The following is a 15414-nucleotide window of genomic DNA, read 5'->3' on the forward strand; positions in this document are numbered from 1 at the left end:
ATCGTCGACAACGCATGGGAAACCAACCATGAACGGCAACGACTTGCGCGATCACCTCACTGATTTCTAAGCCATAAGACCTGGATATGTCTGAAAACTGTCCATCTTACCTGATATAATTTCATTATGAACAATTACTCAAATTTTGTATTTCCGTCTGTAGTTTTTGAAGCATTTCCAATTCTGAAAAAATTGGGTTATGTTCGACAATTCGCACCACTGATACCGCTTAGTCCAGATACGACTTTTCATCTATTCGGCGGTAAGGGTGGATACTTTCTTATACTAGTTATGACCGACTATGCCGACCCAATAGATCAGAGTCGAGAACTAAAGAATATTTCTGGTGAATATGCGTTTGAATTTACTAAGCTTATCAAGCCGTATAGTAACGATGAATATATTGAGATAAAAGAAAACGACGAGATACTTGAAAATCCAACCGTGTCAGACCCTAATAGTTACTACCGTTTTTATGTCGCCGAAACAAAACACAAAATCGATCTGCGCTATCCATAAAAAATGCCGTTTTCTGATATAATTATCTCATGAGGAGCATGAGGGGATGAGTCAGGCGCTATATCGTAAATATCGCAGTCGCAGTTTGGATGAAGTTTTAGGTCAAGATAACGTGACTAGTATTTTACGCCGAGCGTTAGAGCAGGGAAAAATTGCTCATGCGTACTTGTTGACTGGACCGCGTGGCGTGGGAAAAACATCGGTGGCGCGAATTCTGGCACACGAGATTAACCATTTGCCATATGATGACGACGCTTCAAACTTGGATATTATTGAAATTGACGCAGCCAGCAATAACGGCGTTGACGACATTCGTGCTTTAAGGGAAAAAGCCCAAGTCGCACCTGTTTCTGCACCAAAAAAAGTTTATATCATCGACGAAGTTCATATGCTGTCAAAATCAGCATTTAACGCGCTATTAAAAACCTTGGAAGAACCGCCAGAGCACGTGGTGTTTATCTTAGCTACAACCGACGCCGACAAACTTCCAGCCACAATTCTTAGTCGTGTGCAGCAATTTTTCTTCCGCCCAATTCCGACGGAAATTATGACGCGCCAGTTAATGAATATAGCGAAGCAAGAGGGATTCGCAATTGAAGAGGACGCCGCCAGATTAATCGCTGAACGTTCCCGCGGCGGATTCCGTGACGGTATTAGTACGCTTGACCAATTGTCGATTTTAGCAACTCCAGACCAGCCGCTGACGGCGAATATGGTTACCGAATATTTGGGACTGAGCGACGCGACGATGCTCGGCAATTTGTTGGATTCATATCCATCCGACGACAACGAGAAAGTCTTAAATATCTTCCAGGAATTAGAAAATAGCGGTGCGAATTCAGTTATCGTGTCACATCAATTATTGTCGATTGCTCGCAATAGGTTACGAAAAAATCCGAATCTTATTGGGCTGGTTCAACAACTGATCGAGGTTGATCGACACCCACACCCAGACTTGAAATTATTGACGATATTCATGAATAGCAATTCTCAGCCAACAGAAAAGCCAGTCGCGACAAAGAAAGATACAACTCAAGCTGCGCCCCAAAAACCCGCCGAAAAACCAACGCCAATTAAGCCCACAGAGTCAGCAAAACCGACCGAAAAGCCGATTGAAAAAGAAGAAAAACCAGCCGAGCCAGCAAAAAAACCCACCGCAAAACCAAAGAAAACTGACGCGCCACTAGAGCTAAATTGGGAGAAAGTCATTGAGCGAGCAAAGGAAAAATCCCTCGGGCTGGTGTCATTATTGCAGAAAAGCCAGTGGTCGTTTGACGGTGAAAAATTGACAATTTACGCAGGTTCCGCGTTTTATAAGAAAAAGCTGGACGACGCAAAAAACAAACCATTGATCTCGGAAATTATCTCAGAAGAAACCGCGATGGATTTGGAGATTGATATAATTGGAGAGAAGAAGCCGCCAGAGGACGAAAAATTGGCGGAAATTGCAGAATTAATGGGTGGCGGCGAAGAAGTTAAACTGGAGGATATTTAATGGCAGATAAAAGTGAAGAAGTAAAAGGGAAGATACCGCCACAAAATTTGGACGCGGAAAAGAGTTTGCTTGGGGCAGTTTTAATTGACGAGGAAGTTTTGGCGGACGCCGCAGAAATTACTCACCCTAGCGATTTTTACGACAAGAATCACGGATTGATTTTTGCCGGAATGATGCGACTATTTGAAAAACATAAGCCTGTCGATCTATTGACCTTAACTGATGAGCTGAAACGTAAGGATGAGCTGGAATTGGTCGGCGGATCAGCGTATTTAACAGAACTAACAAACTACGTCCCAACGGCAGCGCACGCATCAGCTTACGCGGAAATGATTGCACAAGCGGCGGTTCGCAGGCGTCTAATAAAAGCGAGCGGCGATATTTCCGAACTTGGCTATGACGAATCGACGACCACGCAGGAATTATTAGAGAAGGCTGAAGCTGAACTTTTCAGCGTGTCAGACCAATCAACCAAGCAAGATTTGGTCAGCCTGGAAAGCATTCTGACGGATAGTTTTGACCGAATTGAAGAACTCAGTAAGAATAAAGGTTCTCTCAGAGGAGTCCGCACTGGCTATCGCGATCTGGACAATATGACCGCTGGCTTGCAAAAATCGGACTTGATTATTCTGGCTGCGCGTCCAGCCATGGGTAAAACGACGCTAGTGACAAATTTGGCTTATAATGTGGCGACAATTGAGAAAAATCCTGTCCTATTTTTCAGCCTAGAGATGAGTAAGGAACAGCTGGTCGACCGTATGCTGGCGGATGCGTCGGGTGTTGATAGCTGGAATATTCGCACCGGAAACTTGAGCGATGAAGATTTTGCGAAGTTGTCTGAAGCTATGGGAGAAATGGCTGAGGCGCCGATTTACATCGATGACACGCCAGGATTATCAGTTTTGGAAATGCGAACTAAAGCGCGTCGAATTGCCCATGAGAATCCATTAGGACTAATCATCGTCGACTATTTGCAGCTTATGCAGGCTAACGGAAACCACAACGGAAACCGCGTTCAGGAAGTTTCGGAAATTTCACGCGGACTGAAGCTTATTGCTCGCGAATTGAATGTGCCGCTAATTGCCCTGAGTCAGTTGAGTCGTTCTGTCGAATCTCGCACGCCGCCAATTCCACAACTAGCCGACCTGCGCGAATCCGGCTCCATTGAGCAGGACGCCGACATCGTGAGCTTTATTTATCGCCCTGGATATTACGAACCCGACAACCCAGAAGTTCAGAACATTACAGACTTAATCATCGCTAAGCATCGTAACGGCCCAGTTGGTAAAGTCCAATTGTACTTCCACCCAGAGCGCCTACGCTTTATGAGCTTCGATCCCAATCATAAATAGAATTGTGTTATAATCATACCAATGAAAAAGCAAAAAGTTACCGATATATTTCTTTACCGATGGCGCTACGTTTTCGGCTATACGTTGCTGGCGCTGTTGTATATAGGAGCTATTATAATTTCTGCGTTGCACGTGCCGGGAGGTTTGTCGCAAGCAGAAATCGACATGGTCAATACGACAAATCACTTGAACTTCAGTATCGAAGGAATAGCCGTCACAAATCTGCCATTTCACCTTCTTCAATTGCTATTCTTCAAGCTATTCGGCGTCAGTTTATTAACAATTAAAGCGCCCGCCGTAATCCTTTCAATCGCCAGCTCTGTCGCTATTTTCTTCCTCTTAAAGCGCTGGTTTAAGCCGTCCACAACGATTCTATCGCTATTAATCATGGCAACGACCGGACAATTCTTATTCATCGGTCAAAGCGCAACTGTTGGCATTTTATACATCTTTTACACCGCGCTAACTTTACTTTTTGCTACATTGATTCTCCAGAAAGCCCAGAACGCCTCCATTTGGCGAATCAGCTTAGCCATCACCACGGTGCTCAGCCTCTTCACTCCGTATTTTTGGTATATCAATCTGGGACTTCTGATCATCGCCTTTCTACATCCACACCCACGCTATTTTCTCATCTCCCGAAAACATCGTAAATCTTGGATCGTGCCGTCCGCTATTTTATTCACAATTGGTTGTGCGATTAGTTTTCTTTGCTATAAATCCCACGCGCTATTTTACAACCTCATCGGCATCAACGGCCTAAGTTTTGATATTGTTGCGAACCTCAGGACTTTATATTACACATACATCCGCATTTTCCCATCAGTCGTAGGAAATCAAATCACACCAATTATGGACATCAACGCAATGGTGCTAATCGGACTAGGGCTATTCCGCAGCTTCCAAAAAATCTCCAGCGCCCGCTCGTTTATGATTTGGTCGTGGCTAATCTTAGCATTGGCGCTACTCATCTTCCAGCCAAGCCTCACCCCGATAATCATCATCCCGCTATTCATTCTCTTGGCGGTCGGATTGGAATCCCTAATGAATATGTGGTACGGACTTTTCCCGCGCAACCCATACGCTCGCGGCACAGGACTGGTTCTCATATCAATGCTAATTATCGTTATGGTGGCAGGCGGCAGCTTCCGCTATATTGACGGTTATCGTTATTTCCCAGAAGCAGCTTCACGCTTTAATAAAGATTTATCGCTACTCCGTAAAAATACCGCACCGACCGATTCATTCTCGTTATTGGTCAGTAAAGAAGAATCACCGATTTACGAAGCGCTTAAAAAGCACAACTATCACCAGATATCAATTATCCACACAGCGCCAGCAAACGTCGGGCAAACATTATACGTTAGCCACAGCGTAAAGTCTCAAACTCCGCAGACTTACTCTGGACACCTATCGTCAGTAATTGTCAATGACCATAAAGACGGCGATCGATTCTATATATACACATCCGACCGCAAATAGGGTATAATTATAAGTGTTAAATAAGGAGGAATATGGCGTTTGATCAGGTAAAAATGCTGCAACAATTACGCAAAGCACAGAAACAATTAGGCAAAGAAATCATCGAAGTTGAGGCTGGCGATGGCGCTGTGATCGTACAAATCACTGGCGAGTTAAAGATTAAGTCTGTAAAGATCGACCCAGAAATGGTCGACTTGGAGAATATCGAAGAGTTGGAGCACTGGATCGAAATCGCAGTTCGCGACGGTATGACAAAGGCTCAGGAAGTCGCTGCTGAAACTATGAAACCATTGATGGGCGGCTTGGGCAACTTGCCGTTCTAAAGTCATGTCAATCGACATTTTGCCAAAAGCTCTAACTGCTTTAATTGATGATTTTGGTAATCTACCTGGAGTTGGACCGCGTACGGCTGAAAGATATGCCTACGCGGTTTTACGCCGCAACCCCAAATCCGCAAAGCAATTAGCGCATTCATTAGACCAATTGCACGACCGAGTAAAAACCTGCCCGAAGACATTTGCGTTGATCGACTCAGATGACGACGTATCGCCTTTATACGCAGATTCGAACAGGAATAAAAAAGTCGTTTGTGTAGTCGAGGAGCCGCTAGATATTGTTGCCATAGAAAGAACAGGGCAGTTCCTGGGTACGTACCACGTGCTGGGCGGCGTTATCTCACCGATTGACAATATTGGACCGGAGCAATTGCATATCCCAGAGCTAATTGAACGTATAAAAACCGACGATGTCCAAGAGATTATTATCGCCACGAACGCTTCAGTAGAAGGCGAGTCGACCGCGCTATTCTTACAGCGCTACATCCAAGAAGCTGGCTTGAATACGACTATCACACGCTTGGCTAGAGGTATTCCAGTCGGCGTTGACCTCGAGTATGCAGATCAAATTACACTAACTCACGCACTGGAAGGTCGAAAACAGCTATAGACTCAACGGTTTCGTCGCCAATAAAAATACCCGTCATCTCGGCGGGTATTTCGTTGCTAGCTTAGCTTATTACATTTGGCGGCGGCTAGCGATGTAAGCGATAGTAGCTGTAGTTAGTCCACCTAGGCCTAGTGCTGACATAATCGCGTCACTTGCACCAGTCTTTGGTAGTTCTGGGCTAGGTGTTGGTGTTGAAGGAGTGTTTGGTGTAGGAGTTTCCTTACATTCGTCCAAGTTAGTCTTGTGAATCTTTTCGTTAAACTCTTCCTTTTTAATCTCCTTAGTGTACTTCTTGCCACCTTCTTCAATTACACAGACTGTGATCTTAGCAGGTGCTTCTTTACAATCGTTTGGATCCTTTGAATGCTTGCTTTTATCGAACTCTGATTCCTTAATCTCTACTGGATATTTATTGGTCTCACGGTTGCAAACGATCATTTTTGGCTCTGGCTTAACCGTAACAGTTTTTTGACAATTAGGGTTTTGCCTCTTAACTTCACCAGTTTCTTTACCGTTTACAGTAATAGTAACCGTGTAGTTGCCTTCTTTTGCGTAAGTGTATTGAATTTCTGATGAGTTAGTTGTCTTGATGTTGTTATCACCAAAGTTGTATGTGTAGCTAGTGATAGATGCACCATCCTTAGCGGTTGCCTTAACGCTGAACTTGAAGGTGTTACGAGAAATTTCAGTTACTTGCAAAGCGTCACATGTTAGAACAGGCTTTGCTGGAGGTGTCGTTGGATTACCCCAAACTGGGTTACCACAGTCTTTAATCACACCAGTGATAAATGAGCCGTTATTGTCAAACCATGCGTAAATATTGTAGCTCTTAGGTCCGTCAACGAAGCTCTGACCAGTTGTGTATTGGTAGTAAGTATATCCGTTTGAGGTCTTGTAGCTACGTTGTGGCTGAGGCTGACGAGTACCAGCTTTAGATTGTACGGTTATAGCGTTTGTAGCTACAACACGGCCATCAACTGTAATGTTGCCGTTTGCGTCAACTACACCTTCGCGCATATTTGATCCGCCCTGAACCATAGTCTCAGTAACGTACCACTCTTTGTATAGTTCTTTAATTTCTGTACGGCTGTATGCTGTTTGCAATTCTGACATAGAATGTGTACCACAGTATACAACGTTAAATTTGTTACAGCCGGCAGCCTGTGAAGGTGATGCCAACCAGATTCCACCGAGCATAGCAAATCCCAAAGAGATAGCAATGCCGATTTTCTTAAATTTATTCATAAAAACTCCTCTTTTCCAGCCCTATCTTCAGGCTTTATGTCCTCATACTAGCACAATCTTTATATTTTGTCAATAATAATTTATAAAAATGTTTATGTTTTTTGATTGCGCAGTATTTTTAATAGTCCATCACATATTATACCACTTATGTAATTAAAAACAATGTATATTATATTAGAGTAAAAATCATTTGTTATAATAAATAATATGCTAGACACAGCTAAACAATTCATTCAATCCGCAAACAATATAGTTATTATTCAAGCCGAAAATCCCGACGGCGATAGCCTAGGTTCAAGCCTGGCGCTGGAAGAAGTCTTAAGCGACCTAGGGAAGACCGTTACTTTATATTGTCCAGTAGATATACCGAAATATCTTCATTATATTCGCGGTTGGGATCGAGTGCAGAACGACTTTCCGTTTCAAGCCGACGCCGCGATAATTGTCGATACAAGCGCGGACGTGCTTCTCAGCAAGGTATTAGAAACTCCTGGAGCGCGACATTTTCTGGAAACGCACCCAACTCTAGTTATTGACCATCACACAGCCGAATCGACGCTCAGTTTTGACCATATTATGCTGTCAGAAACCGTTGTGGCGACCGGGGAATTACTGTATAAGCTGTTCAAGCATTCCGACTGGAAGATAAATCCTCAGGCGGCCGAAGATTTATTGATAGCTATTATGAGCGATAGCCTGGGTCTTACTACGCAAAACACTACAGCTCAGACTTTTCATACGGCGGGAGAACTTACAGAACTGGGCGCTTCCAACGCGGAAATTGAAGAGCGACGACGTGAATTTATGAAAAAATCGCCAGAAATTTTGGCGTACAAGGGAAAATTGATCGAGCGAATCGAATATTTATTAGACGGACAATTGGCGCTAGTACACGTGCCATTTGAAGAGATTCAGCAATATAGCGACGCTTACAACCCCGGCGCGTTGATTGGTGATGAATTGAGGCTGGTTGAAGGCGTGGCGCTTAGTTGCGTTATTAAAACTTACCCTGACGGCAAATTAACTGCGCGCTTAAGAGGTAATTTACCAATCGCCGACACCGTAGCTGGATATTTCGGTGGCGGCGGCCATCCGTACGCGGCAGGATTCCGTGTATATGAAAGCTATGATGAAATCGTAAGGGAATTAGTCACAGCAACGGATCAGGCTCTACAAGAAGCAGATTAGTATTGACTTTTTAATATAAGTGTGGTATAAATGAATGCAGCTTTTGTTGACGAGTAAATTCTTGTCCGAAAGCGAACCTTGACAAGCAGCCTAGCACGGGATGAGGTTTTATTCCTTTTTTGAGGAGAAAATATAAAGAGGAATGGAATCTCATCCTGTGTTGAAAAGAACAACGCTTAACCACATTCAGTGGGGATGAGAAGAGAGGTAGAACGATGGAACTCATCGATTCTCGAACGGGTACATGCAAAGGGAACATCCTGATTCTAGACAACCCAGCCGAGAGCCCAAGCCGACGCCTGCTCACGATCCACGTAGATCAAGAGAATTGGGAAATGCTAGAGGCTATCACTAATTTCCGAAAGGAATTAGTCAAGGCCTTTAGGGACGATTATGGCTATGAATCTCAGAGACTACTAGATGTACTAAACTCTGTCGACGAATGCATAATCACCATTGCAGCCTATGGACGCACAGATCGGCAACTCTCGAAAGATAACGAGAGGGTTTCCACGAGAAACCTATCCGCTATTACAGATAGGCTCAGCAATATGATTGTTGGAGATTTTTCTCCGCTAATCGTACATGCCGAAGGTAAAAGGGTAAAAAAGGAACACTCCCTGAGTATGGTTCCACTCTACTCCTTTGCTTACGTCAACGCTGTATGGCACTATGCGCTGAATAGCACTAGCTGTGCACTGAGGGTGCAGGACTTCAGAAATACTCTCCTCGTGATGGCATACGGCTTAAGACCAGATGCCAACTGAGAGAGTCTGGCTCACAATAGCGACAAGTTGTTCTTTTTTATAAAGGCTGCTTGTCGCTATTCCTTGGAAATTATTAAGTCCCAACTGGGGCTGTTTTTTATATCAATTTTGAAAAACTGACCAGAGTAACGTACAATAGAACTAATGATAAAACTCTATAACACGCTCACCAGACGAAAAGATGAACTGACGCCACTTGACGGAGAAACGGTCAAATTTTACACCTGTGGTCTAACGGTCTATTCGCAACCGCACATCGGCAACTGGGTTGGCTATATTTACTGGGACGTGTTGGTGCGACTGCTACGCTGGCAAGATATTCCTGTTATTCGAACGCAAAACATCACCGATGTTGGTCATTTGACCAGCGACGACGATAATGGCGAAGACAAAATGGAAAAAGGTGCGCGCCGTGAAGGGAAGACTGCCTGGGATGTGGCGGAAAGATATATTTCCGTTGCAAATCATGAAGCCTACGACGTGCTGAAATTGATAAAACCAGATTACTTGGTGCGAGCAACAGACTATATTCAGCAGCAGATTGACTTCGCAAAAGGACTGGACGAAAAAGGATTTTTATATAAAATCGACGGCGACGGCATATATTTTGATACGTCGCTTTTGAAGGATTACGGGAAATTAGCGCGGCTAGACGTGGCGGGTCTGGAAGCTGGCGCCAGAGTGAGCGTTGAGGGAAAGCGCAATATTACTGACTTCGCCGTATGGAAGTTTTCGCCAAAAGACGCCAAGCGCGATATGGAATGGGACAGTCCGTGGGGAATCGGTTTTCCTGGCTGGCACCTGGAATGTTCGACAATTGCTCGTGAAACACTTGGGGATTCCATCGATATTCACGCGGGCGGAATTGACCATATTCCGGTTCATCACACGAATGAAATTGCCCAGAGCGAAAGTCTGACTGGAAAACAATTTTCTCAAATTTGGTTACATAATAATCACATAAAAGTCGACGGCCGAAAAATGAGTAAATCCCTGGGAAATATTATTACGCTGGAAGATATTATTTCGCGAGGGTTTAGTCCGATGGCATTTAAGCTGGCGATTCTCAGTAAGCATTATCAGACGGAGGGCAATTTTACCTGGGAAATCCTGGAAGCAGCACAGGCGCGATTAAATCATTGGCGGGATTACGCGGTTCTGAGACATCAGACTCACGACACGCTGGAGGATGACGATGATAAGAACGAGCAGGACGATTCGGTTTCGTTGCTAGCGGGACATCAGGCGTTGGTCGAGAAATTGAACGATGATTTGGATACTCCAGGCGCACTGGCATTGATTGATGAAGTATTTTCAAAGTTGGATCATACGCCGCTTGATAAAATTCATCGACAGAGTTTAGTGCAGTTTATTGATGAAATTGACGAGATTTTAGGGCTGGATTTGGCTGAGTCTACGCCTGATATTACTGACGATTTGAAGAGGTTGATTATCCAGCGACGTCAAGCACGCGCAGAGAAAAACTGGGAAGAATCCGACAGAATTCGCGATGAACTTCTTCAGGCTGGCGTTGCCGTTCGTGATACGCCAAGCGGCAGCATTTGGACATGGAAATAGCCCGCTGGATTCAACGGGCTATATTTTTATTTCGTGCTAATTAATCTTCGTTTTTCAATTTCTTAACTAATTTATTAAGCGGCTTTTCGTTCTCAACGCGCTTAGATTTGGCTTGCTCTAAGTAATTGTCCAGCAAAACCTTCACGACGCCAGCGGCTGGAATAGCAACCAAACCACCCAATAGACCGCCAACGTACAAACCAATTGTCACCGCGACCAAGACAGTCAAGGCCGACAACTCAACCTTCTTTGATTGGATAGAAGGAGAGACAAAGTTGTTCTCAATCTGCTGGTAAATCACGAAATAAATCGCGTAAATAACGCCAGCTGTCATGTTATTGAAGAATAGTAGTAGTGATATCAACGCACCAGCAATCGTTGCGCCAAACATCGGAATTAGCGTCAACACAAACGTCGCCATAACGGTGAGCATTGCCAAATTGGAATTTATGACAGGGAATGTCAAGCTCAGCACAAACACCACGAAACCTGATAATATCGCATCGATTCCAGAAACCGTCAATTGTCCAGAAACATAACCTGTGACTACGTTATACATTCGACCAACCAGCTTCTTATGACGCTCCATTTTTTCTTCGTCGTTGTACAATCCCCACAAACGCTTCACCCAAGTTGGACCCTCGAGGAGCATCAGGAATGACAGCACTAGCACCAAGAATAGCGAGCCCAAGAACGACGCCAAAGAGCCAACGCTGGACAATAGATTCGTGCCGACGCTCGTCGCCCAAGACGAAGATTGCTGCTTGATGTTTTCCATCATCGAATCGACCTGCGGGCGCAAATTGTTCTTATCAATAAAATCATTGACGCCACGCCACTGTGAGCTGGCTTGGTCAATTATACCCGGAATGCTCTCGACAAATTTGGCAGATTGTTGGACAATTGGCGGAATAACAAACCAGATCACACAACCCAAAAGCAGAACCAGCGTCGTGTACGCCAGCGCCGTGCCGCCTAATCGGCTTTTTCCAGGCAATTTTTTAGCAATTGCTGCAACTGGACGATTCAACGCCAACGCCAAAAACAGGGAAATTCCCAATAAAACCAGCGCATCCTTCGCGGAATAAATTGCCAGACCAGCCAGACCAAATCCCATAACGACCAGCCAAAACCGCACAAATGTTTTCGTGTCTATCTCTATACGTACTTTCATAATTAAACTTTACCAGCTTTTCGGCGTGTCCGCAACGCCGACAGAGATAATTTACTATCATAAGACATCGCGCCGTAACGGAAAACGCGCACTGATAGCCACATAACAAACACCGCTGTAGCGACCAAAATTGCCGTACCGAGCAAAGCTTCCCAAATTGGCAAATTGCCTATTGCGTTTCGTAATAACAATGGAATCGGCGCGGTGAATGGAAATAGTGACAAGAACTTAACGAAGAAATAATCAGGGAAGGAAACGAACGCCGTGATTCCGTAAAATGGACCGATAAATAGCATAATCACAATTCCGAACCACTGACTGGCTTCTTTGGCGGTCGGCATCATCGCGCCCAAAGTTACCAACATTCCCGTAAATAAAGTGAAGCTTGCAGAGAAAATTATGATTGCCAGACCAATTCTCACAGGATCAAATACGAGCGTGCTCAAGTCCAGATTAGGCAATTGCAACTTCGAGCCAAACGCCAAATAGCCCGCCAAAACTGGCAAAACAATCACCAAAATCTGAATCAAAGCCAACACCATCAAAGACAGAATTTTACCCGTAATCAAAGTGTCTGTTTTAACGGTCGTAAGCAACATTTCAACCGTGCGATTTTCTTTTTCCTCGGTGGTGCTAATGAGCATTTGATTGCCAAAAATACTGATGAGGATAAACAAAATAGCCAAAAACATTCCCGGCACAATCATCTCATTAATGCCGCCGTGCTCTTTTCCGTCCAGATATGTAGTTGATGACAATTGGACTTTACCGCGTAAAATTGCGACCTGAGCTGGGCTGACGTCGCTCGCCACTGATTGACTTAACAAATTCTGCGCCACCGCGCTGTATTTTCCGTTTTGAAATAACCCAACATCTTTACCGTAAACTTCAACCTTTTGCTTGCTCAAATCCTTTGGAAAATAAATATATGCGTCAATTTTATTATTTTTTACATTATCAATTCCAGATTCTTTCGATTTGGCGGTTTTAGCTTTAATTGCTACCAGTAATTCTGGCTTCACCAACTTCGAATCGTCCGTGACTTCCAGTGAAAATTCTTGCTTTTCCAGATTTTTTGACGCTTCAATAGTCGTGCTTTGCGACCAAAACATAATGCCATACAGCACGCCAATCAACAAAGGGAATCCCAAGGCCGTCAACCAAAACGTCGGTTTCTTCAGTGTTCTAAGAGTTTCAAATTTGAAAACCGTCCCCAAATTATGCATTTTACTCATCGCTCAACTCCTTCGCTTCGCCGCCGTAAACTTGGACAAAAATGTCGTCCATTGACGCTCCGCCAAATTGACTTTTTACTTCTTCCAATGTTCCATATGCTGCCGCTTGACCGTCCTTCAATAAAATCAAGCGGTCGCACAATCTTTCAACTTCCTCCATCTGGTGTGTAACGTAAATAATTGTCGCGCCAGCTTTTCGCTGCTCCTCAATTATATTCATCAACAAACGGCGATTCACCGGATCAAAACCTTTGGCTGGCTCGTCCATAATCAGCAGTTCTGGATTGCCCATAATTGTTACGCCAAGCTGAATCTTCTGCTGCTGTCCGCCAGATAGTTTATCAAGTTGCGTATTAGCCTTGTCGCTCAAATTGACGCGCTCCAAAAACTTCATAGAAAAATCCTTAGCTTCTTTGCGACTCAAACCTTTCAATTGACCAAAGTAAAGCATCACGTCTAAGACTTTTTCTTTTTTATACAAACCACGCTCCTCCGGAAGATATCCGAGGCGAATCTGGCTTCCCACCGAATATGGCTTGCCGTTCATCAATAAGTCGCCCGCGGTCGGCTGATATAGTCCAAGCAATGCGCGCAACGTCGTAGTTTTTCCCGAACCATTGCTTCCCAAAAAACCAAAAACTTCGCCGCGAAAAACATCAAAACTCAGATCTTTAATAACAGTTTTATCACCGAAACTCATCTTAAAATGACGAATCTCAACCATTTTTTTATTATCTGGCATACACCTCCTTTTCTTTAAATAAAATTATAGCACTTAGCGCAGGAAAAAAGATATAATATAAATATGCGACTGCTAGTCATTGAGGACGAACGAAAAATTGCGAGGGTCATAACCGAATCTTTGAAGCGCGAAAAATACGCGGTTGATACAGCGTATGACGGAGAAGAGGGCTTTAATTTGGCGGACAGTCAGCCGTATGATTTGTTGATTGTTGATCGAATGTTGCCGGGATTAGAGGGTACGGAGATTGTTAAAAAATTGCGTGAAAACGGTAAAAATATGCCAATTTTGTTTCTGACAGCACTGAGTACGACCGAAGATAAAACTCTCGGGCTGGACGTGGGTGCTGATGATTATTTGACTAAGCCTTTTGCAATTGATGAATTGTTGGCGCGCGTGCGAGCTTTGCTTCGTCGTCCACCAATTCAGCAACCAGACATCTTGAAAATTGACGATTTGAAAATTGACAAGCAGCAGCAAACCGTAACGCGAGCTGGAAAGAATATCGACCTCACGAACAAAGAATATGCGCTGCTGGAATATTTGATGCAGCATCCGAATCAGATTCTCAGTAAAGAAACGCTGATTGATCACGTTTGGGATTTTGACGCTGATATTTTGCCGAATAACGTCGAGGCGTACATAAAAAATCTGCGCCAAAAAATCGACAAACCGTTCAAAAAACAATTGATAAAAACCGTGCGCGGTTTCGGTTATAGGATTGAATCATGAAAATTTTTACTTCAGCAACAATTAAGTTGGCGGGCTGGTATTTGATGATTTTGATGATTGTCAGTCTACTGTTTAGTAGCATTATTTTTCAGGTGGCGCGCTCGGAAGTTGATGCGCAAATTCATAAAATTATCGTTCAAAGGAAGGGCGATTTTCCTGCAATCAATTTGTCGGAAAGAATAGATAATTCAACTCGAAATCTTTTGATTAGTCTGGGCTATATAAATCTTATCGTTCTGCTCGCTGGCGGTTGGTGTTCATATTTATTGGCAAAAATCACTTTGCGGCCGATAGAAACCGCCCACAAAGCTCAATCGCGATTTGTTGCCAATGCCAGCCATCAGCTCCGAACACCTTTGGCAATTATGAAAGCAGAAACTGAATTTGCGCTAAAAAATCGGAAGGCGAATAAAGCGGAACTTACAGAAACTCTGGAAAGCAATTTGGAGGAAATAAATAAATTGACCGAACTTACAGCAATGCTTCTGGAGTTATCACGGACGGAAAATAAGTTGGCGCTGGAAGATAAAAGTTTCAATTTGACGGAATTGATATCCGAACTCGTTCGCGAACGAAAAGCCGAAGCGCGAGTTAAAATGAATTGCCCAGAACACATAAATATTCCGCTTCATCACACTGCGACGCGAGAATTGTGCGCGATTTTGCTCGACAATTCATTGAAACATAGCCCGAAAAATTCTGTGGTAAAAATTCGCATTATCCCATCAAAACAAAACATCACCGTCAACTTCATCAACGACGGCACGATTTCACAACAAACTTTGCCACACGTTTTTGAGCGATTTTTCCGCGGCAGCCAAAGCACAAAAGGCTACGGATTAGGATTGCCGTTAGCGGAACAATTGACAAGAGCGCTAGGCGGACAAATCTCTGTTAACACCTCGAAAAACTCAACCATTTTCACAATTTCCTTGCCGATTCTGTAAATTTTCAGCTATT

Annotated in this window: 15 protein-coding genes; 11 read left to right on the plus strand and 4 right to left on the minus strand. The window is 43.9% G+C overall.

Annotated features, from left to right (window positions below; genetic code table 11):
* Positions 1-126 precede the first annotated feature (126 nt).
* From LRM49_RS02135 to recR, 6 genes are read left to right on the plus strand one after another with little or no spacing between them, the layout of a single operon-like run.
* Positions 127-519: a hypothetical protein gene (locus LRM49_RS02135; RefSeq protein WP_243777595.1), complete on the plus strand. Its 393-nt coding sequence runs from the start codon at positions 127-129 to the stop codon at positions 517-519.
* 46 nt (positions 520-565) lie between these two features.
* Entirely contained in the window at positions 566-2014 is a 1449-nt protein-coding gene (gene dnaX / locus LRM49_RS02140) for a DNA polymerase III subunit gamma/tau (RefSeq protein ID WP_243777596.1), read from the plus strand.
* On the plus strand, positions 2014-3366 hold the full coding sequence (gene dnaB, locus LRM49_RS02145) for a replicative DNA helicase (protein WP_243777597.1): 1353 nt from the start codon (positions 2014-2016) through the stop codon (positions 3364-3366). Before dnaX ends, dnaB begins: the two co-directional genes overlap by 1 nt.
* 21 nt (positions 3367-3387) lie before the next feature.
* Entirely contained in the window at positions 3388-4848 is a 1461-nt protein-coding gene (locus tag LRM49_RS02150; RefSeq protein WP_243777598.1) for a glycosyltransferase family 39 protein, read from the plus strand.
* A gap of 32 nt (positions 4849-4880) precedes the next feature.
* A complete protein-coding gene (locus LRM49_RS02155) occupies positions 4881-5171 on the plus strand; it encodes a YbaB/EbfC family nucleoid-associated protein (RefSeq protein WP_129635271.1) in 291 nt (96 codons plus the stop codon).
* A gap of 4 nt (positions 5172-5175) precedes the next feature.
* On the plus strand, positions 5176-5793 hold the full coding sequence (gene recR, locus LRM49_RS02160; RefSeq protein WP_232736512.1) for a recombination mediator RecR: 618 nt from the start codon (positions 5176-5178) through the stop codon (positions 5791-5793).
* A gap of 69 nt (positions 5794-5862) precedes the next feature.
* Here the strand turns inward: recR and LRM49_RS02165 are convergent, their stop codons facing one another.
* Positions 5863-7038 carry a PKD domain-containing protein gene (locus tag LRM49_RS02165; RefSeq protein ID WP_243777599.1) on the minus strand — a complete coding sequence of 392 codons (1176 nt, stop codon included), beginning with the start codon at positions 7036-7038 and terminating at the stop codon, positions 5863-5865.
* A gap of 207 nt (positions 7039-7245) precedes the next feature.
* On the opposite strand from LRM49_RS02165, the gene LRM49_RS02170 reads away from it, so the two are divergent.
* From LRM49_RS02170 to cysS, 3 genes are all read left to right on the plus strand, one after another.
* Complete coding sequence (locus LRM49_RS02170; protein WP_243777600.1) at positions 7246-8226, plus strand: DHH family phosphoesterase; 981 nt, start codon at positions 7246-7248, stop codon at positions 8224-8226.
* Positions 8227-8441: 215 nt separating this feature from the next.
* Positions 8442-8993 carry a hypothetical protein gene (locus tag LRM49_RS02175; protein ID WP_243777601.1) on the plus strand — a complete coding sequence of 184 codons (552 nt, stop codon included), beginning with the start codon at positions 8442-8444 and terminating at the stop codon, positions 8991-8993.
* Between the two features lie 144 nt (positions 8994-9137).
* Positions 9138-10571: a cysteine--tRNA ligase gene (gene cysS / locus LRM49_RS02180; RefSeq protein WP_243777602.1), complete on the plus strand. Its 1434-nt coding sequence runs from the start codon at positions 9138-9140 to the stop codon at positions 10569-10571.
* Positions 10572-10611: 40 nt separating this feature from the next.
* Here cysS and LRM49_RS02185 read toward each other — a convergent pair whose 3' ends face one another.
* Genes LRM49_RS02185 through LRM49_RS02195 form a run of 3 tightly spaced genes read right to left on the minus strand, consistent with a single transcriptional unit; the run spans position 10612 to position 13722 of the window.
* The gene (locus LRM49_RS02185; protein ID WP_243777603.1) at positions 10612-11745 is read right to left on the minus strand and encodes an AI-2E family transporter; all 1134 of its coding nucleotides are present in this window, start codon (positions 11743-11745) and stop codon (positions 10612-10614) included.
* Positions 11746-11747: 2 nt separating this feature from the next.
* Complete coding sequence (locus LRM49_RS02190) at positions 11748-12980, minus strand: ABC transporter permease (protein WP_243777604.1); 1233 nt, start codon at positions 12978-12980, stop codon at positions 11748-11750.
* Positions 12973-13722, minus strand: a complete 750-nt coding sequence (locus LRM49_RS02195) for an ABC transporter ATP-binding protein (RefSeq protein ID WP_243777605.1) — start codon at positions 13720-13722, stop codon at positions 12973-12975. Before LRM49_RS02195 ends, LRM49_RS02190 begins: the two co-directional genes overlap by 8 nt.
* A 63-nt stretch (positions 13723-13785) precedes the next feature.
* Between LRM49_RS02195 and LRM49_RS02200 the strand changes: the two genes are divergently transcribed.
* Positions 13786-14454, plus strand: a complete 669-nt coding sequence (locus LRM49_RS02200; protein WP_243777606.1) for a response regulator transcription factor — start codon at positions 13786-13788, stop codon at positions 14452-14454.
* Positions 14451-15401: a sensor histidine kinase gene (locus LRM49_RS02205; RefSeq protein WP_243777607.1), complete on the plus strand. Its 951-nt coding sequence runs from the start codon at positions 14451-14453 to the stop codon at positions 15399-15401. The genes LRM49_RS02200 and LRM49_RS02205 overlap by 4 nt, the downstream gene beginning before the upstream one ends.
* The last annotated feature ends 13 nt before the right edge of the window (positions 15402-15414 follow it).

Origin of the sequence: Candidatus Nanosynbacter sp. HMT-352, assembly GCF_022819365.1 — a bacterium.
In the GTDB taxonomy this organism is placed as follows: domain Bacteria; phylum Patescibacteriota; class Saccharimonadia; order Saccharimonadales; family Saccharimonadaceae; genus Nanosynbacter.

Coding starts and splice junctions, on each gene's coding strand:
- LRM49_RS02150 (WP_243777598.1), top strand. CDS start 3,388: ATGAAAAAGCAAAAAGTTACCGATATATTTCTTTACCGATGGCGCTAC.
- dnaX (WP_243777596.1), top strand. CDS start 566: ATGAGTCAGGCGCTATATCGTAAATATCGCAGTCGCAGTTTGGATGAA.
- LRM49_RS02200 (WP_243777606.1), top strand. CDS start 13,786: ATGCGACTGCTAGTCATTGAGGACGAACGAAAAATTGCGAGGGTCATA.
- LRM49_RS02205 (WP_243777607.1), top strand. CDS start 14,451: ATGAAAATTTTTACTTCAGCAACAATTAAGTTGGCGGGCTGGTATTTG.
- LRM49_RS02155 (WP_129635271.1), top strand. CDS start 4,881: ATGGCGTTTGATCAGGTAAAAATGCTGCAACAATTACGCAAAGCACAG.
- LRM49_RS02135 (WP_243777595.1), top strand. CDS start 127: ATGAACAATTACTCAAATTTTGTATTTCCGTCTGTAGTTTTTGAAGCA.
- LRM49_RS02170 (WP_243777600.1), top strand. CDS start 7,246: ATGCTAGACACAGCTAAACAATTCATTCAATCCGCAAACAATATAGTT.
- LRM49_RS02165 (WP_243777599.1), bottom strand. CDS start 7,038: ATGAATAAATTTAAGAAAATCGGCATTGCTATCTCTTTGGGATTTGCT.
- LRM49_RS02175 (WP_243777601.1), top strand. CDS start 8,442: ATGGAACTCATCGATTCTCGAACGGGTACATGCAAAGGGAACATCCTG.
- LRM49_RS02185 (WP_243777603.1), bottom strand. CDS start 11,745: ATGAAAGTACGTATAGAGATAGACACGAAAACATTTGTGCGGTTTTGG.
- recR (WP_232736512.1), top strand. CDS start 5,176: ATGTCAATCGACATTTTGCCAAAAGCTCTAACTGCTTTAATTGATGAT.
- cysS (WP_243777602.1), top strand. CDS start 9,138: ATGATAAAACTCTATAACACGCTCACCAGACGAAAAGATGAACTGACG.
- dnaB (WP_243777597.1), top strand. CDS start 2,014: ATGGCAGATAAAAGTGAAGAAGTAAAAGGGAAGATACCGCCACAAAAT.
- LRM49_RS02195 (WP_243777605.1), bottom strand. CDS start 13,722: ATGCCAGATAATAAAAAAATGGTTGAGATTCGTCATTTTAAGATGAGT.
- LRM49_RS02190 (WP_243777604.1), bottom strand. CDS start 12,980: ATGAGTAAAATGCATAATTTGGGGACGGTTTTCAAATTTGAAACTCTT.